The organism is Paractinoplanes lichenicola (assembly GCF_016785085.1).
Taxonomy (GTDB): domain Bacteria; phylum Actinomycetota; class Actinomycetes; order Mycobacteriales; family Micromonosporaceae; genus Actinoplanes; species Actinoplanes lichenicola.
This window is the reverse complement of sequence record NZ_JAENHO010000002.1, coordinates 484192-508315: the sequence shown is the minus strand read 5'-3', so window position 1 is coordinate 508315 and position 24124 is coordinate 484192. Positions and strand designations below refer to the sequence as shown.

Below are 24124 nucleotides of genomic sequence, written 5' to 3'. Positions count from 1 at the left end.
GGTCACGATAGCGGTCCGGCCAGCCCGTCCTCGAACGCGATAATCACGAGCTGGACCCGATCCCGTACGCCCAATTTCGCGATCGCCCGGGTGATGTGGGTCTTCGCCGTCAACGGGCTGATCACCAGCTCGCGGGCGATCTCGTCGTTGGACAGCCCGGCCGCCACCAGCCGTACGACCTCCCGCTCGCGCTCGGTCAGCACGGCGAGCCGGCTCTGACCAGAAGCGGCGGCGGCCACCGGGCGATGCGCGAACTGCCCCACCACCCGCCGCGTCACGCTCGGCGAGAGCAGCGCGTCCCCGGCCGCCACGACCCGCACCGCCTGCCGCAGGCCGTCCGGCCCGATCTCCTTGGTCAGGAACCCGCTGGCCCCGGCGGCGAGCGCGGCGAACACGTAATCGTCGGTCTCGAACGTCGTCAGGATGATCACGCGGGTCGGCAGGCCCGACGCCAGGATCGTGCGGGTGGCAGTGATCCCGTCCATCCCGGGCATGCGAATGTCCATCAGGATCACGTCAGGAGACAGCGCGGACGCCGTACGGACGGCCTCGTCACCCGTCGACGCCTCGCCGACGACCTGGATCCCCTTGTCGCGCCGGAGCAGACTGCGAAACCCGGCCCGTACGAGGTGCTGGTCGTCGGCGAGAAGCACTGAGATCACTCGCGGCCGCCGTAGGGGATCGTCGCCCGTACGGTGAAACCGCTCTTGCCCGCGCCCGCCGTGAGCGCCCCGCCCAGCGCGGCCACCCGCTCGCGCATGCCCGCGATCCCGTTGCCGTCGATCACCAGCTCCGGGGCCGTGCCGTCGTCCTGCACGTCGACGAGGACGCTGGCCGGCGCGTACCGCAGGGTGATCGTCACCCGCTGCGCCATCGCGTGCCGCACGGTGTTGGTCAGCGCCTCCTGCACCACGCGATAGATCGCCGTGGCCACCGCGGCCGGCACGTCGGCCCGCTCCCCGAACTCGTTCAGCGTCACCGTCAGCCCGGCCCCCCGCACCTGGTCGGCGAGCCGCTCGATCCCGTCCAGGCCCTCCACCGGTTCCGCCAGCTGCCCGTCGCGCAACACGTCGACCAGCGACTTCAGATCAGACATGGCCTTTCCCCGTACGTCCTGAGCCAGCCGGAGCGACGAGCGGGCCTCGTCGGGATCGTTGTCGAACGCGTCGAGCGCGACGTTGAGGTGCACGCCCACCACGGCCAGCGTATGGGACACGACGTCGTGCAGGTCGCGGGCGATGCCGACCCGCTCCTCGGCCCGGCGCCGCAGGGTGTCGAGCTCGCGCTGCTGCTGTTCCTGCTCGAGGCGCAGCGCCAACTCCCGCTGCCAGCGGCGGGTGCTGAGGAACGCGTTGGCCGCGGCCAGCACGGCGGCCAGCCACAGGGCGTCGCCGCCGACGTGCGCGAGCGCCCAGTTGCCGTCGTGGTCCTGGTTGACGAAGGCGTCCCAGCCGATCCCGTACGCCAGGGCCAGCCCGCCCGCGACGACGGCGAACCGGAGCCCACCGGCCAGCACGACAGCCACGAACGCGGCGGTGGCCGGCCACACCCAGCCCGCCCCGACGAGGCCGGCGCCGCGCATCCCCGCCACAGTCAAGAGCGAGAGCACGAGGACCGTACGGGGGAACCGGCTGACGAAGCAGGCGAAGACCGCGAGCCAGCCGGCCAACGAGAGCGTCATGGTCGTGTCGACGTTGCCACCGGTGATCGCAAGCCCGGCCGGAACGCCGACAAGGGTCAACGCCGGAGCGAGATATCTGTTCATGCCCCGGACGCTATGGCCGGCGACGGGGCCGGCACGTCGTCCCGCCGCTGACACTTCCATCGACGCCTCCCGACTACCGGCTACACCATTCGGAGTATGCCTTGGCCGTCTTTCTCAGGCGCCGACCTTTCTCAGGCGCCGACCTTTTTCAGGCGTCGACCTTTCTCAGGCGTCGGCCAGGATGCGGGCCAGTTCGGCCGGCTTGGTGAGCTGGGGCCAGTGGCCCGAGTCGATGTCGACCAGCTCGATGTGTTTGGCCTTGGCCAGCTCGGGGAGGTCGCCCGAGTCGATCCACTCGCGGGCCTCGGCCGGGCTGAACTCGGGGCACACCAGCACGACCGGCACGTCGAAGCGGCGCTCGTCGGACAGGTGCACGATCGCCTTGGAGACGCCCTCGGGCACCGGGACGGCCTTGGCCGAGAAGTCCGCGCGGGCGGCCGGGGTGAGGTCGGCCGAGTCGGCGCCCTCGAACGGCTCCCAGCCCGGGAACGCCATCACGCCGTTCTCGGGCGGGAAGAAGTCGGCGTAGCTCTCGCCGTCGGCCTTCGGGAAGCCGCCGATCATCACGACCTTGGCCACCTTGGTGGGCCGCGCGTCGGCGACCAGCCAGGCCAGCGCGCAGGCGGCCGAATGCCCGACCACGACCGAGGCCCCCTCGGCCGCGTCGACCACGGCGAGGGCCGCGTTGACCTGGTCGTCGAGCGTGGCCCCGCTCAGGTCGACCGGCACCGCGCGGCGGCCCCGCCCGGTCAGTTCGGCGACGACGCCGTCCCACGTCGAGGGGGTGAGCCAGAGGCCGCCGAGGAGCACGATTTGTTCGTCAGTCATGCGGCCCAATCTAGGACCCATTCCGGACGTTTCTCTTCCGGTAGCGTTCGGCCCGTGGAGAATCCTTCGAGCCCCACCTCCCGCGCCCTGCGCACGCTCGAGATCCTGCAGGCCCGTCCGGGCACCACCGCCGAGCAGCTCGCCGACCAGCTGGGCGTCACCGAGCGGGCCGCGCGCCGCTACGTGGGGATCCTCCGCGAGGCGGGCATCCCCGTCGACTCGGTCCGGGGCCCGTACGGGGGTTATCGCCTCGGCCGCGGCACCCGGCTGCCACCCGTCGTGTTCACCGAGGAGCAGGCCCTCGGGCTGGTGATGGCCGTGCTGGACGGCCAGCCGGCCGCGATCGACGCCGACGACCTGGTCGGGGCGGCGCTGAGCAAGGTGATCCGAGCGCTGCCCGAGAGCATCGGACGGCAGGCGGCGGCGCTCCGGGCGTACGCGTCGGCCGCCCCCGACCGCAAGGCCGCCCGCGCCGACCCGGCCGTCATGAGCGCGCTGGTCGCCGCCGTGGCCGACCATCATCGGGTCACCGTCACGTACGCCAACGAGAGCGGCGATCAATGGGACGCCGAAGTGGACCCGTGGGCCGTGGTGGTGCGGTTCGGCCGGTGGTATCTGCTGTGCCATTCGCATCGGGCCGACGCCATCCGCACGTACCGGATCGACCGGATCCGCGCCGCCCGGCAGCTCCCGCAGAAGTTCATCCCGCCGGACGACCTCGACCCGGTGGCGGCACTCGAAGAGAACCTGGCCTCGGGCTGGAAGTATCCGACCCGGATCGTCTTCCACGCCCCGTTCGACCAGGTCGCACCCTGGATCCGGCCGACGATGGGCCGCCTCGAGCCATCCGGTGCTACGGAGTGCGTGCTGATCGGCAGCACGACCAACACCCGCATGTACGCCCAGGAGTGGCTGCCCGCCGTGCCGTTCCCCTTCACGGTCGTGGAGTGCCCTGAACTGCGCGAGGCCGTGGCAGAGGTGGCGGCCCGCTTCACCGCCGCCGTGCAGTCGGACTGACTTGGCGTCTCAGTTCAAAAGCCGGATGGCCAGGTCACACGACGGCGCGGACTATCTCCAGCCGAGCGGCCGTGATCGGGGGCGCGAAAGGCAGCAACCCGATCCCTTGATGGTCCAACCGAAGTGACTTCAGCGCGGTCAGCCTTCGCAGCGGGGAGCTGTCGGCGGGGGCAGTGAAGAAGGCGAGGTCGAGTTCGGCCAGTCCGGACAAGCTCGCGAGGGGCGCGAAGTCGTCGATCACAGCACCGTTGATCTTCAACGTACGGAGATGCGGAAGGCTCGCCAGGACGCTGAACTCGCTCTCTGTCGGCCAACCGGCCACAACCAGGTACTCGAGCTTTCGGTGCTGCGCCAGGGGAAGCAGGCTCATGCCCGGAGCGGTGCTGATGAGCCGCGTCAACGGTACTGCTGACGAGAGGTCGGCAAGGTCGGCTTGGTCTGGGCCGAGCTCAAGCTCGAAGGTCTCGAGAGCGGGCGACCCCGCCAACGTGGCCAGCTCGACGCGGCAGCGTCGAATGCCCAGCCGGCGCAGCCTGGCGCCTGACAGCCAAGAGAGATCCCGGATCTCCGAACAGCCTTCCAAACTGAGTTCGGCCAGAATCGGCGGCAGCGTCAGCTGGCCGCCGTCGCGGAAGGCGGGGTTATCGGCGATCTCGAGAGTCTTTAACCCATGGACTCGGCCCAGCGCGGAGAGATCTGGGAGAGCGCCGGTGCAGCGCAAGCGGCGAAGCAAGTTGATCTGAGAAAGCTGCTCGAGACACTCGGGCTGGTCCACGGCAACCGTAACGTTGTGAACTGCGGCGTCCCGCAGGATGTGCGAGGCGTACTCCGCCACGTCGAAACGTTCCCAGGCCCTGACCAACTCCGCCACCACGGTGGTTCGGGGATCGCGTGCGTGCTTCTTGATCAGCTTCAACGCGAAGGCGCCTCCTATCAATGATGCCGTCCGCACCACAGCCGCTACTTGTTGCTCGGTGTGGCTCACTTGCTCGTCAAGCAGCGGGAGCAGGGCCGGCCCGCACAGGGCGAGATCACCGGCCTGCGCGACGTCATCGACGGGAAGCAGTACCTGTAGCAGCTTTCTCTTCAATTGAGAGTCGCCATCGACGGCCGCCAGTCCGCTGCCGACCAGGCGGAACAAGTCTTGGCGAACGCCGGGGCCCGTCTTCGCCTGCTCGACCAGGGCGGCGGCGAGTGGCGACTGGCCGTGCCGGCGTACTTCGACGGCTATCGCCAGCGAGGTCACCTCGTCCCAGCGTCCGTCGGCTGCTTGATTCGCCAGCATCGGGGCGTCACCGGAATCGAGGGCACCGACCGCACCCAGGTAATTGCGTAGCGTCTCGTTCGAGAAGGTGACCGCTGAAGGGTCAGTCTCGGTCAGAATTCCTGAACGCACGAGGAGGAAATGGAGGAACTGTTCAGACCGGTCTCCGTAGTCGTTCCGGAGGTGCCGCGTGACTGCCTCGGCGGACACACTGTCGAGACCGTTGCGTATCATCCACCAGGCGAGAGCAGCTATCACACGAGCCTGTTGTTCCGGCGAGAGCCTGATGCCGTACTCGACGGGGTCGATACCCCGCACAACGTCCCGGCTCGCTAGAGAGTCGGTGCCGAGGAATAGCCTGAGGCTGCGTTCACACAGCCTCACCAGGCTGCTCGGAACGCCTCCATCGAGGATCAGCAATCGCGCCACCAGGACGCAGAGTGCGGGATTGCGCACCAGTTGGGCCAAGCCGGGATCGCTCGGAAGGTGCTCGACCAAGCGCTTGACCGCGGACCGGGAAGAGCGTGAGAGGCCAACTGTCTCCATCCACCGCTCGATCATGGTGGTGCTCTCGGCCAACGTCATCGGCATGATCTCGTAGGCCGCGAACTGGTCCAGGCCGGCCCAGGCGGTGTCGAGCGCTGCCGGACGAGAGGTCACGATGAAGCGCGACAAGCCGTACTCGTCGACCAGGGTCTCCAACCATTCAAGCGCGGCCCTTCGGCGCGCTCGAGGTATTTCGTCGATACCGTCGACGAGGACGGCAGCGCGCCCGGTACGCAGGCAGTCGTGGACCCACCCGGGCGGCATGTCGCCTGCGATGTGCCCGGCGATCGGCCCCAAGAAATGCTCGGGGGCAGGAAGCGCGCGGTCTTCGCGGAATCTCCGGATCGGTAGAAAGAAGGGAATGACGCCACCCAGGTCGGAGGCGGCTGCACCGTCCAGAGCCCCGACGGACGTCAACGCAAGCCATTGCAGGATTGTGGTCTTTCCGGCGCCCGCCGGGCCCGTGATGATCAAGCGGCGATTGCTGGTGAGAACGCCCTGCGGGTCAAGGCCGCCAGCCGCCAGCACTCCGGCGGAAACGCGACGAGTCGGTGCGAGCCGCAAAGACACATACGCCGTGTCCAGCGGGTGGTGTCTGTTGAGCTCGGGCGAGAACTGGGGGCTCTCCAGGCCGTAGAAATAGACGCGATTGAGCCGGCGCGCCACTGTCTCGCGATACCGCCGCTCAAAAGTCAGATACTGATCGGCAGTGGTAGTGACCTTGTCCGCCAGGCCGGCGATATCGGAGCGGGCCGCCGCCAGTTTCCGGACCGTCTCAACCTGGGAACGCAGCGCGAACTGTGGCCGAGATGTGAAGAACTCGACGATTTGGATACTCACGTTGTCGAGCAGTTGGTCGTAGAGACGACCCTCGTCACCCATCTGGGCACGGCGTGACTTCGCAGCAGGACTCTCCCGCACCAAGGCGCTGAGCCGCTGCGGGTCGAGGTCCAGGTCGAACAGTGTGGTCGCGTCGAGTGGCGTGATGGCTACGAAGGCCGCGGCCACAGCCGATGTTGCTGCTGCGACGTCAGCCTCTCCCAAACTCGAGAACTCGGCCGCACGCAGCTCGGTCAGTCGATCCTCGAGCTTCGAAGCCAGCTTTCCGATGTCGGTCTCTTCGAGTTCCTTTTTGGGCTTTGTGCCGGGCAGTCGGCTGTCGAGGCGCGGCGGCGCCGTCCCGACCAGACCGGCGCCTGGGCGGGTCTCGGTCAGCTGCTTCCACAGGAGCTTGGCCAGAGGCGTGATCGCCGCGGTGAGAATCTTCTCGATCGGCAACGATTGACCCTCCTGAGTCGACGGCGAGTCTCACGCTACTCGGCAACCTCCTGGAACGGGTCAGCCGAACCGGCTTCTCGTCATCGAGCAGCGAACGCCCGCCCGGCAGCCCCGTCTGCTCACCCGGCAGGCCGGGAAGCGGAGGACGGTCGGTGATCAGTCGAGGCGGAGTTTGCCGGTGATCGTGGCTTCGCCGCCCACCTCGACGGCCCCGCCGGGGCGAGCTGACGCGAGGATGGTGGAGGGGGCGCCCACCGTGTCGCCCATGTCGACGGCGATCGTGCGGCCGGCCAGGGCGGCGGCCAGGCAGGCGGTGCTGTTGGCGTTGGCCACGTCCTCGGGGATGCCGATGGCGGGGGCGAACATGCGGGCGGCCAGGCGGCCCTCGGCGTCCGGCGGGGAATGCACGTAGCAGCCGAGCAAGTTCAGCCGGTCGCACACTTCGCGCAGGTGGCCGGGGTCGGGGGTCAGCCGGGTCAGGGCGGCCCGGGAGTTGATCGGCACCAGCAGGCGCCAGCGGCCGGTAGAGGCGGCCAGCACGCCCACGGGCAGGCCCGGGAGGCCCAGCGCCGGCAGCACGCCGGCCAGTTCGGGGTCGGTGGGGAGCCGCAGGACGATGCGGCTCTCGAGGAAGGTTGCCATCGTGCCGTCGGTGACATAGCCCGTCAAAGACCGACTGCCGATGCGCAGGGGCACGGTGTGGTCGCGTTTTCCGGCCCGGGCGGCCAGGAAGGCCAGGGCGGCGACCGTGCCGTGGCCGCAGGCGGGCAGTTCACCGGTGGCGGTGAAGAACCTCAGGGTGACCGGGCCCTCGGGTGGACCGTCGACCACCACCGCGTGGGAGGCTCCGGCCCGCGCGGGCAGATGGCTCAGCGACGACAGGTCGGACGGGGCGTCGGATCGGCAGACGACCGCGGTGGGGCTGCCACCGCGGCCGTCGCGGCGGCAGGAGTGGACCACGGCGACGTCCGTCGGGACCCCCTGGAATCGAACACGTTTGAACATGGGAACTCGGAGACACGGGCGCCCGAAGTGACCATATCGGGAGGCAGAACGGGACACAAGGGCTCCACTGACATCGATGTCAGCCGTTGCGCGATTGTGTGCGATCCGGTCTTGCTCATTGGTTGATTTACCAGTAACGATGTGTCGCGCACGTTACGTGGATTGATCGGAGGAGGTCGGATGCGCCGACCACGGTGGATAGTCGCGGCAGTGCCCCTGACGATGATGGGATCGATGCTGATGGGAGCGCCGGCTCAGGCCGCGGCGCCGGATTTCGCGTCCTCGTTCGAGGCGGGGCAGCCGCAGCCCGACTGGACCGATACGACCGAGCGGGCGAGCGGCGTCGACGGCACCGTGACCGTCGGCATGCCGGGCAGCCTGCGGGGCAACGTCACGGCCATCGCCGTCAACGCCCAGCCGAACGGCAACGAGGGCGCCAACAATCTCAACGACGGTGACGCCGCGACCAAGTGGCTGGTCGACACGCCGACGAGCTGGGCCCAATACACGCTGGACGCCCCCAAAGAGGTCGTCAAATACGCCCTGACCAGCGCCAACGACTCCCCCGAGCGGGACCCGAAGGACTGGACGCTCGAGGGCTCGGCCGACGGGCAGAGCTGGACGACTGTCGACACGCAGACCGGGCAGACGTTCGACGATCGGTTCCAGACCAAGACGTACGAGGTCTCGAGCCCGGGCAGCTTCAAGATCTATCGCCTGAGCATCAGCGCGCACGGCAGCGGCAACCTGACGCAGCTGGCCGACCTCGAGCTGGCCGACGCGAACACCACACCCCCGCCGACCGGCCCGATGCAGAGCCGGCTCGGCAACGGCCCGGCCAGCTCGCCGACGGCCAAGGCCAACGCGGGTTACACGGGCCTCAAAGCCTTCCAGATCGCCGGCCGCCACACCGCCGAGGGCCGGGGCTACGCGTACAACAAGGTCTTCGACGTCAACATCGCGGTAACCGACAATTCCGAATTGTCCTACCTGGTCTTCCCCGAGTTCAACCGGACCGACCTGAGCAACCCCGCCACGTACGCGGCAGTCGATCTGGCCTTCACAGACGGGTCATATTTGTCCGAATTGTCGGCTAAGGACCAGCACGGCATCGAACTGAGCCCGGCCGAGCAGGGCAAGAGCAAGACCCTCTACACGAGTCAGTGGAACCTCAAGAAAAGCAGGATCGGCCAGGTCGCCAAGGGCAAGACCATCGACCGCGTCCTCGTCGGCTACGACAAGCCGAGCGGCCCCACCAGCTTCCGCACGTGGTTCGACGACATCGCGATCGGCGACGTCGCGCCGGCCCAGCCCAAGGCCAACCTTTCCGCGTACGCCGACACGCGCCGGGGCACACAGTCGTCAGGCGACTTCTCGCGGGGCAACAACTTTCCCGCCACCGCCGTCCCGCACGGCTTCAACTTCTGGACGCCGGTGACCGACGCCGGCTCGACCAGCTGGCTCTACCAGTGGTCGCGGCAGAACAACGCCGACAACAAGCCGACGATCCAGGCGTTCTCGGCCAGCCACGAGCCCAGCCCGTGGATGGGTGACCGGCAGACGTTCCAGGTGATGCCGTCGACGGCGCTCAACCCGGCCCGCGCCGCGCGGGCGCTGCCGTTCAGCCACGACAACGAGGTGGCCAAGCCGTACTACTACGGGGTCACGTTCGACAACGGGCTCAAGACGGAGTTCGCGCCGACCGACCACGCCGCGCTGTTCAAGTTCGAGTTCCCGCAGAATCAAGGCAACCTGATCCTGGACAACGTCAACAACAACGCCGGGCTGACCATCGACGCGGCGAACAACGCGATCAGCGGCTGGACCGACGTCAACAGCGGCGGGCTCTCGGCCGGCTGGACCCGGATGTTCGTCTACGCCACGTTCGACAAGCAGGTGACCGCGAGCGGCTCGCTGGCCGCGGGCAACCGGCCGTCGACGGGCTACGTCAGCTTCGCCGACAAGACCGTGCAGATGCGGATCGCCACGTCGCTGATCAGCGTGGCCCAGGCCAAGCACAACCTCGACCTGGAGATCGGGACCGACGCGACGATCGAGTCCGTGCGCGACAACGCCCAGAAGCTGTGGGACGCGAAGATGAAGACGATCGAGGTGGAGGGCGCAACCGAGGACCAGCTGGTCACGCTCTACTCCAACCTGTACCGGTTGTTCCTCTACCCGAACTCGGCGTTCGAGAACACGGGCACCAACGACGCGCCGGTCTACAAGCACACCGTGCAGTCGGCGGTGACCAGCCCGGCCAGCACGCCCACCGAGACCGGGGCGCCGGTCAAGGCCGGCAAGGTCTACGTCAACAACGGGTTCTGGGACACGTATCGCACGACCTGGCCCGCGTATTCGCTGCTGACGCCCAAGATGGCGGGCGAGATGGTCGACGGGTTCGTCCAGCAGTACCGGGACGGCGGGTGGATCTCGCGCTGGTCGTCGCCGGGCTATGCCAACCTCATGGTGGGCACCAGCTCGGACGTCGCGTTCGCCGACGCGTACCGGAAAGGGGTCAAAGGTTTTGACGTGGAGGAGGCCTACGCCGCGGCGGTCAAGAACGCCACGGTGACGCCGCCCAACCAGAACGTCGGGCGCAAGGGCCTGGCGAGCTCGATCTTCAAGGGCTACACGCCGAGCGACGTCACCGGCGAGGCGATGAGCTGGGCCATGGACGGCTACATCAACGACTTCGGCATCGCCAACATGGCCGCGGCGCTGGCCGAGAAGACCGGCGAGAAGCGGTACGCCGAGGAGGCCGAGTACTTCCGCAACCGGGCGCTCAACTACGTCAACATGTTCGACAAGTCGGTCGGCTTCTTCCAGGGCAAGAGCTCGGCGGGCGTGTGGCGGCAGACGCCGGAGCAGTACGACCCGCGCGTCTGGGGCTACGACTATACCGAGACGAACGGGTGGAACATGGCGTTCCACGTGCCGCAGGACGGTCAGGGCCTGGCCAACCTGTACGGCGGGAAGAAGGGGCTGGCCGACAAGCTCGACAAGTTCTTCGCGACGCCCGAGACGGCGACCTTCCCCGGCTCGTACGGGGGAACGATCCACGAGATGCTCGAGGCGCGCGACGTGCGGATGGGCCAGTACGGCCACAGCAACCAGCCGTCGCACCACATCATCTACATGTACGACTACGCCGGGCAGCCCGCGAAGGCGCAGAAGCTCGCGCGGGAGGCGCTGTCCCGGTTGTATCTGGGCAGCGAGATCGGCCAGGGCTACCCCGGCGACGAGGACAACGGCGAGATGTCGGCGTGGCAGGTGTTCTCGGCGCTCGGCTTCTACCCGCTGCAGATGGGCTCACCGGCGTACGCGGTCGGGTCTCCGCTCTTCAAGAAGGCCACGGTCAACCTGGAGAACGGCAAGAAGATCGTCATCAACGCGCCCGCCAACAGCGATTCGAACGTCTACGTGCAGGATCTGAAGATCAACGGGGCTTCTTATAAATCAACGTCGATCCCCCATGAAAAGCTGGCCGACGGCGCGGTGCTGGACTTCAAGATGGGGCCGAACCCGTCGTCGTGGGGCGCCGACTCGCCGCCGCCGTCGATCACCCAGGGCAGCGCGCCGGCCAACCCGCTGCGCGACCTGACCGGTCCCGGCAAGGGCACCGCCACCACGCCCACGCTGGTCGACGACGCCAGCACGACGCAGGGCAGCGGGCCGTTCAGCTACGAGTTCGCGAGCGCCGGCGAGCAGGCCACGTATTACACGCTGACGTCCGGGGCCACGGCCGGCACCGACCCGTCATCGTGGACCGTGCGGGGCTCGTACGACGGCACGACCTGGACGACGATCGATACACGCTCTTCGGAGAAATTTGATTGGCGGCTGCAGACCCGGCCCTTCAAGATCGCGTCGCCGGGGCGGTACAAGCACTACTCGATCGAGTTCGAGGGCACGCTGGCCGAGGTCGAGCTGCTCGGCAAGCCCGCGCCGGCCTGCACGACGACCATCTCGGACGAGGTGTCGGGGGCGCTCACGGTCAGCTCGGGCGTCACTTGCCTGGCGCCCGGATCGACAGTCAAGGGCCTGGTCACCGTACGGAATGGGGCGTCGCTCTATGCCACGGGGGCGACCCTGAAAGCGGCCCTCACGGCCACCGGCGCGGGGACGATCTCGCTGCTCGGCACCAACGTGACCGGCTTCGTCACCGCCACCAACTCGGGTCCGGTGTCGATCGAGGGCTCCACGGTCCGCGGGATCGTCACGCTGACCACCGGCAAGACCGCCACGGTGGTCGCCGGCAACACGATCAACGGAGCACTGACCTGCACGGGCAACAACCCGGCGCCGGTCAACAACGGGCTCAAGAACGCGGGCTCGGGCCTCCGACTGGGGCAGTGCGCGAAGCTGTGACAAAAGGGGCGGCGGGGCACACCCCGCCGCCCCTTCCTAGTAACGTAGTAACCATGTCAGACGAGAAGCTCTGGGGTGTGATCGCGGCGGGCAACTTGGGCACCGTCGCGACCATCAAGAAGGACGGGCGGCCGCAGCTGTCCGACGTCAGCTACATCGCCCTGCCCGGCCTGATCCGCTTCTCCACCCGCACGTCGCTGGCCAAGGTGCACAATCTGCGCCGCGACTCCCGGGTGAGCATCAAGGTCTCGGGCGAGCAGGGCTACGCCGTGGCCGAGGGCACGGCCGAGCTCACCCAGGTCGCCTGGGGGCTCGAGGACGAGGTCGTCGAGGAGCTGATCGAGATCTATCGGCTGATCCGCGGCCAGGAGCACCCCGACTGGGACGAGTATCGGCGCGCGATGGTCGCCGACGGCCGGCTCGTGGTCCGGATCAAAGTCGAGCACCTGTACGGATGGGTCATGTGACCGTCTCGCTGACGCGGGCCGAGGCGCGGCGGATCGCCGTACGGGCGCAGCTTTTGACTTTGCCCCGGCCCTCCTCGATTTCTTCCGCCCTCGCGCGCTTGACGTTCCTGCAGTACGACCAGACCGCTGCGGTGGCTCCTCATGCCGATCTTGCTTTGTGGAGCCGGTTGGGGTCGCGTTATCAGGCTTCGGCGCTCGCTGATGGGCTAGCCGATCGGTCTTACGTCGAGCTTCGCGGAATGATCCGCCCCTTCTCGGACATTTCGCTATTTCGTGCTGAAATGTCCGAGCGCTCGGCGCCGGATTCACAGTTCGGGATGCCCGCGGCGCAGCATTGGGTCGACGCCAACGATCGTTTTCGGCGGGACATTTTGGACTTGCTGGACCGCGACGGGCCCGTCCCGCAATCGGATATTCCGGATACGTCAGCAGTGCGGTGGGGTTCGTCCGGGTGGAACAACAACCGCAACGTCGGCATGATGCTGGAATGCCTGGTCGTGCGGGGCGAGATCGCGCTGGCCGACCGCGACGGCCGCGACCGCATGTGGGATCTGGCCCACCGCGTCTACCCGGCCGAGGTGGTGCCCCTGGAGGAGGCGCTGCGCATTCGCGCGGCCCGGCTGCTCCACTCGCTGGGCATAGCGCGCCGCGTCGACGCCGGCATCGAGGCTCGCATCGAGGGCGTCCGCGGCTCGTGGCGCGTCGACCCGGCGTTCCTGGAGGGCCCTTTCGAAGGCCGGACGGCGCTGCTCTCCCCGCTCGATCGCCTGATCTTCGACCGCAAGCGCATGCTCGACCTGTTCGAGTTCGACTACAACCTCGAGATGTACAAGCCGCCCGCCAAGCGCCGCTGGGGCTACTGGGCGATGCCGATCCTGCATCACGACCGCCTGATCGGAAAGCTCGACGCCACCACCGACCGCAAACGGGGTGTGCTGCGCGTCGACGCGATCCACGAGGACGCCCCCTTCTCCCCCGCGGTGACCGCCGCCGTGCACGCCGAACTGCACGACCTGGCCCGCTGGCTCGGCGTGGCCCTCGACCTGCCGGGTTAGATCAGCGTGGCCAGCGGGGTGTCGGGGCCGGGAGCTTCAAGACCAAGTTCAAGTTCCTCCCGTACGCCCTCAACCGTGTCATCCTCTCCGAGAACCTCGGGCACGTCGTTGCTGAGCTCGAACTGCTCGAGCATGTCGTACGCCTCCCCAAGCGTCACGGCGCCGTTCTCATACGCCCACCGCAACACATTCGCGGCCGCCACCGACGGCGCGAACTCCTCGTCCCACGGGTTCCCCATCCCCCTAATCTAGACACCCACAGACCCCGGCCGCCGGACAGCGACCAGGACCGCCCACCGCAACACGCCTCAGGCCGCCGAGCCGGGCTCAGCAGTTGTAGGAGTCGATCAGCTTGATTTTGACGCTGCGCTTTCCGGCGTAGGCGCCTGACGTCGTGTAGGCGTACACCGTCGCGGTCAGCTTCTTGCGTTTGACGTCTTGGACGAAGCCCTTGGAGACGCAGCCGGGGGTGATCGAGACGTAGTTCTGGTAGCTGTGCACCGTCTTCGTGATGGTGCCGCGGGAGGTCCTGACCTCCAGGTCGAACTCGACGACGTTGCGCAGCGGGGCGTTGAAGTAGACGCTGAAGTAGCCGTTTCGGCAGTTGCCTTTGTCGATCGTGTAGGTCTCGGCCACGAGTTGCCGGACGGGCGGGGCGGCCGCCTCGGCCGATGGCGCGAAACCGAACACGCCGATCGCGGCGGCGCAGAACCCGAGGTTCTTGACTGCGGTGCGATTCATTGTCCGACCTTTCTTCCCGGCTGGCTGTGCGTCTGATCGGCACGCACCCGGCCGGCGAAAGGCTTCTGTTCCGGGTTCGGCCTGCCGAAACGTGGGCCATGGTTCGCAAAAGCATCGCCGGCATGACTCTTGCCCTTACCGCCAGTGGCGTCGTGCTCGGCCTCGGCGCTCCCGCACAGGCCGCACAGGCGACGACGACGCATTCCTTCTCGCACGTTTACGGGCCGGTCCACAACTTCGCCACGGACTTCGAGGTCACCAACTACGGGTCGGACATCTCGCTGTCGGTGGAGAGCTATTCGACGGCGGACCGGATGTCCTGCACATCGACGATCGTCAAGGGCGGCAAGACCGTACGCACGCTTGGGAAGCTCATCCATGACGAGCAGAACGGTGTTTACACGGATTGGTACAAGTACGTGGATCTGAAGAAGGGCACATACAAGGCCCGCGTCACCTGCAAGGTGGGCAAGGAGAAGGCGACCATGACCAGCAAGGCGTTCACCCTCAAGAGGTGACGTCGTCTAGGGCGAGCAACCCGGCCAGGCCGAGGAACGTGATGCCGGCGCCGAGGTCGACGCGGCGTTGCGTGCGGGCGGGAATGCCGGTGGCGCCGAGAGCGCGGCCGACGGCGATATAGCCCAGGCCGACGAGCAGTTCGATGCCCAGGTAGGCGACGCCGAGCAGGGCCAGGCGCAGGCCCGCGCCGGGCGCGGACGTGTCGGTGAACTGGGGCAGTAATGCGGCGAAGAGCAACAGGGCCTTGGGGTTGCTGATGGCCACGACGAACTCGTTGACCATGACGGCGGGGCGGTCGGGGGCGGACGGGCCGGGGTCCCGGCGGGCGCTGCGCAGGCTGGTGATGCCGAGCCAGGCCAGGTAGACCACGCCGATCCACTTGACGATTTCGAGGGCGGCCGCGGAGGTGGCCAGCACGGCCCCCAGCCCCGCCACGACCAGACCGATCAGCACGACGAAGGCGGCCAGCCGGGCCAGCACCCCGGTCAGCGCGCGGGCCGTGCCGTAGCGGACGGCGTTGCGCAGGCCGAGCAGCTGGTTGGCGCCCGGGATGAGCGACACCAGGGTCGCGGCGACGAGGAAACCGGGCCAGTCGATCACGCCGGCGAGTCTGTCAGAAGCACCAGGGCCCGGCCACCGGGTCCGGCGCCTCGCCGGGCAGCAACACCTCGGGACCGCCGAAGCTGACCGCGTGCACTACTAGCATGCGACCTCAAGCCGGGTTCAGGTCAACCACGCCTCGAAACTGGCTTCCGCGGCCCGGCAGGCGCTGATGACCTCGGTCCGGCGCACCGGCAAACGCATCGGACGGCCGCGCGGCGGCGTCCATCGCGGCGGCGGCGCCCAGTCGTCCCGGCGGTTCGACGCGAACTCGAAGATCAGGTCCTGGTCGGTGGCCGCCAGCGTGACGTGCACGTGGTCGAAGGTGTCGCCGAGGATCAGGGGCGCCTTGCGGCGCCGGGCCGGGTCCTCGGCGATGCGGCGCAGTGCTCGCAGGTTGACCAGGTGCGGGGCCAGGGCGGTGGTGGTCGCGTTGCCGAGCGGGGTTCCTCGGATGTAGAGCTGATAGTCCCCGAAACGGCCGTCGGCGCTGGTCGGGGTGTATTCGGCCCGGAACTCGTGGATGTCGCCGCCGCCGATGGTCCCATCGCGGGGCACCAGCCGATACCAGATCAGGTTCCAGCGCCGCTCGGGCAGCGGCTCCAGCGGCGGGAAGTAGGCCTTGTGGAGCGGCATCTCTCCCGGGCGCGGCTGACGCCGACCGGCCGCCTTTTCGCTGCGGCGACGGGCCTCGTACGACCGGGTGTCGGCCAGCCACCGGGTGCGGGCCGGCTCCAGCAGCGCTAGGGCCCGCAGCAACGCATCCGGGTCGGTCTCCAGCCACACCGGGATGCGCGCCGCGCGGATCAGGTAATGCCAGGTCGGGCCGAACCCGTACGGGGAGAAATGCAACACGCACTCGCGCAACGCCAGCAGCCGGCGGTCGAGCGGCCGGTCGGTGTCGCGGACCCGCGCGGCCTGGGCCGGAAAGCTCGTCATGACCTCCATCGAAGCAGCCAGGCCACCAGCGTGGTCACGGCGGCCACCGCGAAGCAGGCGAGCGTGATCGTCAGGGGCGCCGCGAAGTACGTCATCTGCGCCCAGGTGACGTAGCGGCCGTTGGTCACCGAGGTAGTGGTTCAGGGCCGTTACTTCCAGGCGTCCATGGCGTCCCAGCGTTCGAGGTCGCGCAGCCAGGCGTTGGCGTTGCCGTCCGAGGGGGCCCGCCAGTCGCCGCGCGGGGAGAGCGAGCCGCCGGCCGAGACCTTTGGCCCGTTGGGCATCGCCGAACGCTTGAACTAGGCGAACGCGAAGAACCGGCGACAGAACGTCTCGAGCCACCGGCGGCGGATCTCGGGCAGGTCGTAGGCCACCCGTTTCGGTGCCGGGAAGTTCGGGGCCAGACGCTGGCCATCGCGCGCGCGGCCACGATCAGCGCGTGCGTCGAGTCGAGCCCGCCCGAGATGCCGATCACGACCTTTTCAAAACCGACCGGCCTGTCTCGACGGCCAGCCTCCATCACCCCACTCGACAACCCGGTTGGATGACACTCCTAAAACGGTGAGAAACGTCCACCCGGTGGATGCCGGCAGCCGCCCGCCAGCCCGCACACGGTGCATGCAGACGGGCTTGAATCGCTCGGGGACGCGAACGCGGATCAGCCGATGTGAGGGGCGCCGGGTTATGGCCGTGCCGGCTGTTCCGCTTCGTTTTCTGTATTTCGAGAGGCGAACCCTTGCTTGAGGCCGTGCTGCTGGGGCCGTGGCACCGGTGATCCGGCAGCGGTTTCGGTGACGCACTGCCGATCTTTCTTGGATGTCGGGCGATAGTGTCATTCAGATGCCTGAGGTGCTGCGTAAGTGCGGGTGAACGTGTTCACGCTCGGCATTGTCTTGTTTTGGCGGCTGGGCGTTTGACGGGGCGGGCCCACCCCCGTCGGCCGTTGTGTTGCGGGGGTCGAGTCGCTGTGGTGGCCGGTTGTGGAGGTGGCCGGGTTCGGTTGGCCTGACGTGGTCGGGTAGTTTCCGCTGCGGTTCGGGTGCGGTAGCTCGGTCGGGGCCAGTGGCCCCGATCGTGGTGGGTTGAGGTGACCTTGTTCGGGTGTGCCGGCGTGCAGCTGCCGTGGTCTCGGCCTGCCGGCTCGGCCAGCGATGCGGTCACGGCCTGCGCTCCGGGCACGTCCTTCGATGCGGAGTCGGTTGCCTGCGGCGCGGACACGGTCTGCGGGCCGGACACGGCTTGCGGTGCAGGCCCGGTCCGAGCTGCACGTTCCAGCTGGGACGGAGCCGATTGCTGACCATTGATCACCGGCTGGCGGGCGGCCGGCTGCGGGGTGCCGGCCGGCTGATCGTCTCGGGCGGCGACTGCACCGCCCGGTGCTACCGCTGACGGCCGCACACAGCTGGCACCCTCGGGCCAGATCAACGGCGGCACCACCTCGACCTGATCGTGCAAGCCCAGTTCCCCGCACCGCCGGGAGCAGCCCTGCAACCGGCACGACTTCAACCCGTGACGACGGGCGAGTCCCCACCGCCGCCGACGCGCGTGATCACGACGGAACTCGTCGCGCGACGGCGAATAGTTACGTGCTTTGGTGCGATCCAGCAGAGCAGCAGTCACCGGCCGGGTGAATAGTGAAAGCTGCTGGTGCGGCATGTCGACAATTATCCCGCGCCCATAACATGGTCCACCAGTTGTGGATCATGCCATTCCGAAACAGGCATTGAGGTGATGTAATGGAGGTGAAAATAATGCGGTTTCTTTGAAAAGCGCGGCCGAGGTTCGAGTAGTCGCGAGGACCGTGAAAATCGACGCCCGGATCTGCAGCGAGGCGCGCGTGGCCGGCCCCGCGGCGGCGGGGTAGTCGCGTCCTCCGGGTGCGCAGGTATCGATGGTCGTTCGTATGATCTTCACCGGATCTGGCGCTCTTGCGATGTCAGACGGTTCGATCTTGGATGGGGATCTCGTGCAGCAGAAGTTGGAAGCCCGAGCTTTCGAGTACGTCGCGTCGTACCTGCAGACGGGCGAGCAGCCTGTGGCGGCCGCACGGGCCGTGGTGGGTAAGTTCTCGGCCAGCCGGCTGGGAACGGTCGTCAAGCAGGGCATCGCGCTGGAGGCCGGCGGGGCACTCGCAGCGGCGCTCACGAAGAACCGTAAGCAATTCGTGGTGGTGACCGACCGGCGGGTGCTGTTCCTGCCGCAGACCTTTCTCGGCGGTCCGGGCAAGAAGCTGCTCGGCGAGGTCCCGCGTGACCAGGTGACGTTGGCCGAGACGAAGTTCGGTGTGGTCAGCCTGCTGCGCCTGGGTTTCGCGGCCGGCGAGGGTGTGTCGCTGACCTTCCCGCGGGTCGACCGTAAGAATGCCGAGTCTCTCGCGGCGGCACTTGAGCAGGCACCGGTCGCCTGACTACCCGCCACAGCAAGACGAACGGATCCAGTCTCGGATCCGTTCGTCGCTGTAGCGCCGAGCTGAGTTCAGCGCCGCTACCCCGACCGCAAATGGGGCGTCCTGCGCGTCGACGCGATCCACGAGGACCCCAGGCGGCGCAAACTCGATCCATCAAGGCCTGCGCGACATTGGCACCGCATTCCGCCGCGCGCTGCTCGGGCACTCATCACACCGCGGCGGCCGCTGCCACCAACGCGACAGCTGACGCCCCCGCGCGGATGCGGTCGACGCGCAGGAGGGTGGCAATCCGGCCCGGATCATGCGCCGCGCCCAGCCGGGCATGAGCGGGCGCCGCCGCGGCCGCGGTGACGGTGAACGCAACCGCGGTCGCCGCCAGCGCCACCACCGTCCAGGCGCTCAGGCTTGACCGCAGCGCCCAAGCCCCGGTCACGACCAACGCGCCGTAGACGATGACGACAAGCTTGGTGATCGCCCGAGAATGAGCATCGTGCGCGACCCGCCATTGCGCCGGGGGGACCCTCGCCAGAGGCGGATACACCACTGCCGTGACCGTCACCTGAAACCCGAAATGGGCCGCGGTCGACGCCAGCAGAGCGGTCCCAGAAGTAATCCGTCTGCGAACGAATCATGCTCGGCTGCTGGATCAACCGGCGTGGCGCGTCAAAGCCGGCCACGAACATCCGCAAAGCGATTCGACCAAGGACGGCGATGGCGGGCGCCCCTGAGCCGTCCGACCAGCGGCGCTGTAACTGGTTGAGCCCATCGGTCGGCCCACCACTGGCGTACCAGCTCGAGAGTCCAGTGGTCATCGCCGTCCGCGGCGCAGGCACAGCACGGATCGTTCCAGGCAGCAGTCAGGAGCAGGTGAATCTCACCGGCGTTCCTGGGCTGCCTGGACATCACCTTGTGATAGGCCCCAACTAACATGTATCGACGCTTGTCTATTCAAGGTTACTGTTTGGCCGGGCCGCCGGCCCGTCGTCACCCCCACCGGCCAAGACAGGACGTCATCCATGCGCCTCCTCGCCCGGACCCTGCTCACCGCCGCGAGCGTGCTCGCCGCGGGTCTGCTCTCCGCCGCCCCGGCCGTCGCCGCGGCCGACCCCGTGGGGCCGTCGGTCGTCGGCGGTCAGCAGGCCACCGAGAACTACCCGTTCATGGTCTACACCTCCGGCTGCACCGGCTCGCTGATCAAGGCGAACTGGGTGGTCACCGCCAAGCACTGCCCGACACCGGCCTCCGTACGGGTGGGCAGCATCAACCGCAGCAGCGGCGGGACTGTCGTGTCGGTGCGCCGCGCGGTCAGCCACCCGAGCATCGACGTCAAGCTGTTCGAGCTGGCCTCGTCGGTCAGCTACGCCCCGGCCCCGATCCCGGCGACCTCGGGCGCGGTCGGCACGGCCACCCGCATCATCGGCTGGGGCCAGACGTGCGCGCCGCGCGGCTGCGGCTCCTCGCCGACCGTGGCCCACCAGCTCGACACGTCGATCGTGGCCGACAGCCGCTGCGCGGGCATCAACGGCCCGTACGAGATCTGCACCAACAACACGGGCGGCGTGGCCGGCGCCTGCTACGGCGACTCGGGCGGCCCGCAGGTGCGCACGGTCAACGGCCGCTGGAACCTGATCGGCGTCACCAGCCGGGCCGGCAACAGCAGCTCCACCTGCGCCACGGCCCCCAGCATCTACGGCGACCTGCCCTCCATCCGCACCTGGGTCAACACCCAGGTCGGCGGCCTGCCCACAGCCTGACCCCGCCATCCCGTAGCCCGGCGGCTGTCGCCGGCGCCGGGCTTCGGGCACCGGCCTGGTCGGAGCGGGAAGAACGTGACGTCCAGGTTCACCCCGGCGTCGGCCCCGCGGTCGGCGGTGTCGCGGGCACCTGACGTAGAGCACGGTCAGCCGTTATGCGCCGTTCAGGGCTTGGCGGATGGTGCGGGCGATGGGGCTGTCGCTTCCCTCGTACGGCTTGAGCATGTGGTTGTCGGTGGGGGAGATGCACGGCTGGGACAGGAAGCGGGGGCGGGTGCCGTGGTTCGGCTGGGCCGCGTGGACCAGGAACGGGTGGCAGACGAACACGTCGCCCGCGCGGCCGGTGCCCAGGACGGTGGGGCGGTGGGCCGACGCGGCGGCCACCAAAGGGGACAGGACCTCGCCCGAGGCGCCCGTTTCCCCGTACGGGAGGAGGACGCGCGGGACGTCCATATGCGAGCCGGCGCGGATGCGGGTGGGGGCGGTGTGCTCGTCGACGTCGGTGAAGAGAAACAGCAGCAGCAAAGCTCGGTAGCTCGAGTGGACGTTGGTCCAGTACGAGGTCTCGCCGGGGGGCATGTAGGCGCCCTCGATGTGCCAGCCGGCGTCGTCGGGCTCGTCGGCGTGCGGGAATCGTAGGGGGAAGGCGCCCATCTCGTTGCGCGGATGCCAGCGGCCCGGCCCGATCACGGTGTTCATGGCGTCGACCAGCACGGGCATGTTCATCGCCTGCTCGAACGGCGGCTGCCCCATGTTGCCGACCCAGTGCACCGGCTCGGTCCAGGTGCGGGGGTCGTCGGGTTCGGGGTCGATCCGCTCCCACAGCAGGCGCACGCAGGCGTCGACCACGTCGGCGGGCACGGCCTGCTCGAGCTTGACGAACCCGTCCCGGACAAAGGCGTCGACATCCATGATCCCAGTGTGGCTACGGTGAGCCCATGACGTCCAAGGACTTTCAAGTCACGTTCGACTGCGCCGAACCCGAGCGGGTCGGCTCCTTCTGGTGCGAGGTGCTGGGGTACGAAGCCACGGTGTCGACGGAGTCGGCGTTCGCCTGCGTCGACCCCGACGGCGTCCGGCCGCGGCTGTTCTTTCAGCGGGTGCCCGAGGGCAAAGCCGTGAAGAACCGGGTGCATCTCGACGTGCGGGTCGGCACCGGGCTGGTGGGTCAGGAACGGCTGGACGCGCTCGAGGCCGAATGCGTGCGACTCGAGGCGCTCGGGGCGAAGCGGGGCACACTGCTGGTCGCCGACGGGGTCAACGAGTCATGCCAGAACATGCAGGACCCCGAGGGCAACGAGTTTTGTCTCGACTGAAGCGCGACCACCGGGAACATCCCGGTCGTGCGCTACGGCCTTGAGCGTCGCTCAAGCTCGCAGTCACCCCCGGTTCCGCCCCGATGCTTTTGTCGACGTGACGATTCGTACGGGAAAAGGGGTTGAAGTTGCGGGGACAGACGGCGGGCGCTTGACCATGATGGGGTGGTGAACTTTCGGTCGATTTATCAGCACGGGTTCGCGCGCGTGGCCGCGTGCACCAATCACGCTGTCGTGGGGGATCCCGCGGCCAATGCGGCGGCGATTCTGCGCCTGGCCCGCGAATGCTCGGAGCAGGGGGTGGCCGTCGCGCTCTTTCCCGAGCTGGGGTTGTGCGGCTATTCGATCGAGGACCTGCTGATGCAGGACGTGCTGCTCGACGACGTGCTGGCCGGTCTGCGCACGGTGGTCGAGGGGTCGGCCGGCCTGCTGCCGATGCTGGTGGTGGGGGCGCCGCTGCTGCACCGGAACCGCATTTACAACTGCGCGGTCGTCATTCACCGCGGGCGGATTCTGGGGATCGCGCCGAAGTCGTATCTGCCGAACTATCGCGAGTTCTACGAGAAGCGGCAGATCGCGGCGGGCGACGACGAGCGCGGCGGTTTCTACAACGGCTTCGGGGGCGACATTCCGTTCGGCACCGATCTGCTGTTCGCGGCGGAGGACGTGCCGGGGCTGGTGGTGCACGCCGAGGTGTGCGAGGACATGTGGGTGCCGATTCCGCCCAGCGCCGAGGCCGCCCTGGCCGGCGCGACGGTGCTGCTCAACCTGTCGGGCAGCCCGATCACCGTGGGCCGGGCCGAGGACAGGCGGCTGCTGTGCAAGTCGGCGTCGTCGCGCTGCCTGGCCGCGTACGTGTATGCCGCCGCGGGCCTGGGCGAGTCGACGACCGACCTGTCGTGGGACGGGCAGACGATGGTCTACGAGAACGGGGTGCTGCTGGCCGAGACCGACCGGTTCCCGCTCGACGACCGGATGGCGATCGCCGACGTCGACCTCGACCTGCTGCGCCAGGAGCGGCTGCGGATGGGATCGTTCGACGACAACCGGCGCACTCACGCCGATCGGACCGGCGAGTTCCGGTCCGTACGGTTCCGGCTCGACGCCCCGGCCGGCGATCTGGGGCTGCGGCGGCGGGTCGAGCGCTACCCGTTCGTGCCGGCCGACGTGGCCCGGCTCGCGCAGGACTGCTACGAGGCGTACAACATCCAGGTCGCGGGTCTGCAGCAGCGCCTGTCGGCGATCGGCAACCCCAAGGTCGTGATCGGCATCTCGGGCGGGCTCGACTCGACGCACGCGCTGATCGTGGCCGCGCGCGCGATGGACCGGGCCGGGCGGCCCCGCAGCGACATCCTCGGGTTCACCATGCCCGGCTTCGCCACCAGCGACAACACGAAGAGCAACGCCCACCGGCTGATGCGTTCGCTGGGCGTGACCGCGGCCGAGCTCGACATCACGGCGACGGCCAAGCTGATGCTGACCGAGATGGGGCACCCGTTCGCGTCGGGCGAGCCCGTCTACGACGTGACGTTCGAGAACGTGCAGGCCGGACTGCGCACCGACTACCTGTTCCGGCTGGCCAACCAGCGCGGCGGCATCGTGCTGGGCACGGGTGACCTGTCGGAGCTGGCGCTGGGCTGGTGCACGTACGGCGTGGGCGACCAGATGAGCCACTACAACGTCAACGGCGGCGTGCCCAAGACGCTGATGCAGCACCTGATCCGCTGGGTGGTCTCGGAGCAGATCTTCGACGCCGAGGTCGGCGCGGTGCTGGGCGACGTGCTCAACACCGAGATCAGCCCCGAGCTGGTGCCGGGGGCCGAGCTCCAGTCGACCGAGAGCACCATCGGCCCGTACGCCCTGCACGACTTCGCGCTGTTCCACGTGCTCCGCTACGGCATGCGCCCGTCGAAGATCGGCTTCCTGGCCTGGCACGCGTGGCACGACGCCGAGGCCGGCGCCTGGCCCCCGAACTTCCCGGCGCCGAAGCGGGTGGCCTACGACCTGCCCGAGATCCGGCAGTGGCTCGAGACGTTCTGCCGCCGGTTCTTCGCGTTCGCCCAGTTCAAGCGTTCGGCGATGCCCAACGGGCCCAAGGTCTCGGCGGGTGGGTCGCTATCGCCCCGCGGCGACTGGCGGGCCCCCTCGGACGGCAACGCCAACGCCTGGCTGCGCGACCTCGAACGCTGGGACGCCATCGAGTAACTTTCGTCAGGGGCCGGGGAGGCCCGCTTCGAGGAGTTCCTCGACTT

Annotated in this window: 22 protein-coding genes; 9 read left to right on the top strand and 13 right to left on the bottom strand. The window is 68.4% G+C overall.

From position 1 onward, the window contains the following. Nucleotides 1-2 precede the first annotated feature (2 nt). The 3 genes from JKJ07_RS06855 to JKJ07_RS06845 form a co-directional block, all read right to left on the bottom strand. On the bottom strand, nt 3-662 hold the full coding sequence (locus JKJ07_RS06855; RefSeq protein ID WP_202990374.1) for a response regulator: 660 nt from the start codon (nt 660-662) through the stop codon (nt 3-5). Then, on the bottom strand, nt 659-1765 hold the full coding sequence (locus JKJ07_RS06850; protein ID WP_202990373.1) for a sensor histidine kinase: 1107 nt from the start codon (nt 1763-1765) through the stop codon (nt 659-661). Before JKJ07_RS06850 ends, JKJ07_RS06855 begins: the two co-directional genes overlap by 4 nt. Nucleotides 1766-1930: 165 nt before the next feature. Next, complete coding sequence (locus JKJ07_RS06845) at nt 1931-2593, bottom strand: alpha/beta fold hydrolase (RefSeq protein WP_202990372.1); 663 nt, start codon at nt 2591-2593, stop codon at nt 1931-1933. A 54-nt stretch (nt 2594-2647) separates the two neighbouring features. Here JKJ07_RS06845 and JKJ07_RS06840 point away from each other — a divergent pair, with 54 nt between their 5' ends. Continuing rightward, nucleotides 2648-3610, top strand: coding sequence for a helix-turn-helix transcriptional regulator (locus JKJ07_RS06840; RefSeq protein WP_202990371.1), 963 nt, complete (start codon nt 2648-2650; stop codon nt 3608-3610). Nucleotides 3611-3644: 34 nt separating this feature from the next. On the opposite strand, the gene JKJ07_RS06835 is transcribed toward JKJ07_RS06840, so the two are convergent. Both JKJ07_RS06835 and JKJ07_RS06830 read right to left on the bottom strand, forming a co-directional pair. Next, the gene (locus JKJ07_RS06835) at nt 3645-6698 is read right to left on the bottom strand and encodes an NACHT domain-containing protein (RefSeq protein ID WP_202990370.1); all 3054 of its coding nucleotides are present in this window, start codon (nt 6696-6698) and stop codon (nt 3645-3647) included. Nucleotides 6699-6854: 156 nt separating this feature from the next. Further along, on the bottom strand, nt 6855-7703 hold the full coding sequence (locus tag JKJ07_RS06830) for a PhzF family phenazine biosynthesis protein (RefSeq protein ID WP_202990369.1): 849 nt from the start codon (nt 7701-7703) through the stop codon (nt 6855-6857). A gap of 180 nt (nt 7704-7883) precedes the next feature. Here JKJ07_RS06830 and JKJ07_RS06825 point away from each other — a divergent pair, with 180 nt between their 5' ends. Genes JKJ07_RS06825 through JKJ07_RS06815 form a run of 3 tightly spaced genes read left to right on the top strand, consistent with a single transcriptional unit; the run spans nt 7884 to nt 13596 of the window. Further along, entirely contained in the window at nt 7884-12074 is a 4191-nt protein-coding gene (locus JKJ07_RS06825) for a GH92 family glycosyl hydrolase (RefSeq protein ID WP_438871365.1), read from the top strand. A 53-nt stretch (nt 12075-12127) separates the two neighbouring features. Next, nucleotides 12128-12541 carry a PPOX class F420-dependent oxidoreductase gene (locus JKJ07_RS06820; protein WP_202990368.1) on the top strand — a complete coding sequence of 138 codons (414 nt, stop codon included), beginning with the start codon at nt 12128-12130 and terminating at the stop codon, nt 12539-12541. Continuing rightward, entirely contained in the window at nt 12529-13596 is a 1068-nt protein-coding gene (locus JKJ07_RS06815; RefSeq protein ID WP_202990367.1) for a DNA glycosylase AlkZ-like family protein, read from the top strand. Before JKJ07_RS06820 ends, JKJ07_RS06815 begins: the two co-directional genes overlap by 13 nt. Here the strand turns inward: JKJ07_RS06815 and JKJ07_RS06810 are convergent. Next, a complete protein-coding gene (locus JKJ07_RS06810) occupies nt 13593-13835 on the bottom strand; it encodes a hypothetical protein (protein ID WP_202990366.1) in 243 nt (80 codons plus the stop codon). The genes JKJ07_RS06815 and JKJ07_RS06810 overlap by 4 nt on opposite strands. Before the next feature lie 88 nt (nt 13836-13923). Next, entirely contained in the window at nt 13924-14337 is a 414-nt protein-coding gene (locus JKJ07_RS06805) for a hypothetical protein (protein ID WP_202990365.1), read from the bottom strand. Between JKJ07_RS06805 and JKJ07_RS06800 the strand changes: the two genes are divergently transcribed. Continuing rightward, entirely contained in the window at nt 14337-14855 is a 519-nt protein-coding gene (locus JKJ07_RS06800) for a hypothetical protein (protein ID WP_202990364.1), read from the top strand. The genes JKJ07_RS06805 and JKJ07_RS06800 overlap by 1 nt on opposite strands. On the opposite strand, the gene JKJ07_RS06795 is transcribed toward JKJ07_RS06800, so the two are convergent. The 4 genes from JKJ07_RS06795 to JKJ07_RS51055 form a co-directional block, all read right to left on the bottom strand. Beyond that, nucleotides 14845-15456, bottom strand: a complete 612-nt coding sequence (locus JKJ07_RS06795; protein ID WP_202990363.1) for a LysE family translocator — start codon at nt 15454-15456, stop codon at nt 14845-14847. The two genes, JKJ07_RS06800 and JKJ07_RS06795, sit on opposite strands and share 11 nt — an antisense overlap. Before the next feature lie 123 nt (nt 15457-15579). Further along, on the bottom strand, nt 15580-16395 hold the full coding sequence (locus JKJ07_RS06790; protein WP_202990362.1) for a hypothetical protein: 816 nt from the start codon (nt 16393-16395) through the stop codon (nt 15580-15582). Then, the gene (locus JKJ07_RS51060) at nt 16392-16523 is read right to left on the bottom strand and encodes a hypothetical protein (protein ID WP_268919089.1); all 132 of its coding nucleotides are present in this window, start codon (nt 16521-16523) and stop codon (nt 16392-16394) included. The genes JKJ07_RS06790 and JKJ07_RS51060 overlap by 4 nt, the downstream gene beginning before the upstream one ends. A 21-nt stretch (nt 16524-16544) precedes the next feature. Further along, on the bottom strand, nt 16545-16679 hold the full coding sequence (locus JKJ07_RS51055) for a hypothetical protein (protein ID WP_268919088.1): 135 nt from the start codon (nt 16677-16679) through the stop codon (nt 16545-16547). Between the two features lie 1619 nt (nt 16680-18298). Between JKJ07_RS51055 and JKJ07_RS06785 the strand changes: the two genes are divergently transcribed. Beyond that, nucleotides 18299-18802: a hypothetical protein gene (locus tag JKJ07_RS06785; protein ID WP_202990361.1), complete on the top strand. Its 504-nt coding sequence runs from the start codon at nt 18299-18301 to the stop codon at nt 18800-18802. Between the two features lie 208 nt (nt 18803-19010). Here JKJ07_RS06785 and JKJ07_RS06780 read toward each other — a convergent pair whose 3' ends face one another. Further along, nucleotides 19011-19346, bottom strand: coding sequence for a hypothetical protein (locus JKJ07_RS06780; RefSeq protein WP_202990360.1), 336 nt, complete (start codon nt 19344-19346; stop codon nt 19011-19013). Nucleotides 19347-19818: 472 nt separating this feature from the next. Here JKJ07_RS06780 and JKJ07_RS06775 point away from each other — a divergent pair, with 472 nt between their 5' ends. Next, entirely contained in the window at nt 19819-20556 is a 738-nt protein-coding gene (locus tag JKJ07_RS06775) for a S1 family peptidase (RefSeq protein WP_202990359.1), read from the top strand. Between the two features lie 153 nt (nt 20557-20709). Here the strand turns inward: JKJ07_RS06775 and JKJ07_RS06770 are convergent, their stop codons facing one another. Next, on the bottom strand, nt 20710-21468 hold the full coding sequence (locus tag JKJ07_RS06770; protein ID WP_202990358.1) for a phytanoyl-CoA dioxygenase family protein: 759 nt from the start codon (nt 21466-21468) through the stop codon (nt 20710-20712). Between the two features lie 26 nt (nt 21469-21494). On the opposite strand from JKJ07_RS06770, the gene JKJ07_RS06765 reads away from it, so the two are divergent. Together JKJ07_RS06765 and JKJ07_RS06760 are read left to right on the top strand one after the other, a co-directional pair. Next, the gene (locus tag JKJ07_RS06765) at nt 21495-21872 is read left to right on the top strand and encodes a VOC family protein (RefSeq protein WP_202990357.1); all 378 of its coding nucleotides are present in this window, start codon (nt 21495-21497) and stop codon (nt 21870-21872) included. Between the two features lie 168 nt (nt 21873-22040). Then, nucleotides 22041-24077: an NAD(+) synthase gene (locus JKJ07_RS06760; RefSeq protein ID WP_202990356.1), complete on the top strand. Its 2037-nt coding sequence runs from the start codon at nt 22041-22043 to the stop codon at nt 24075-24077. Nucleotides 24078-24124 lie beyond the last annotated feature (47 nt).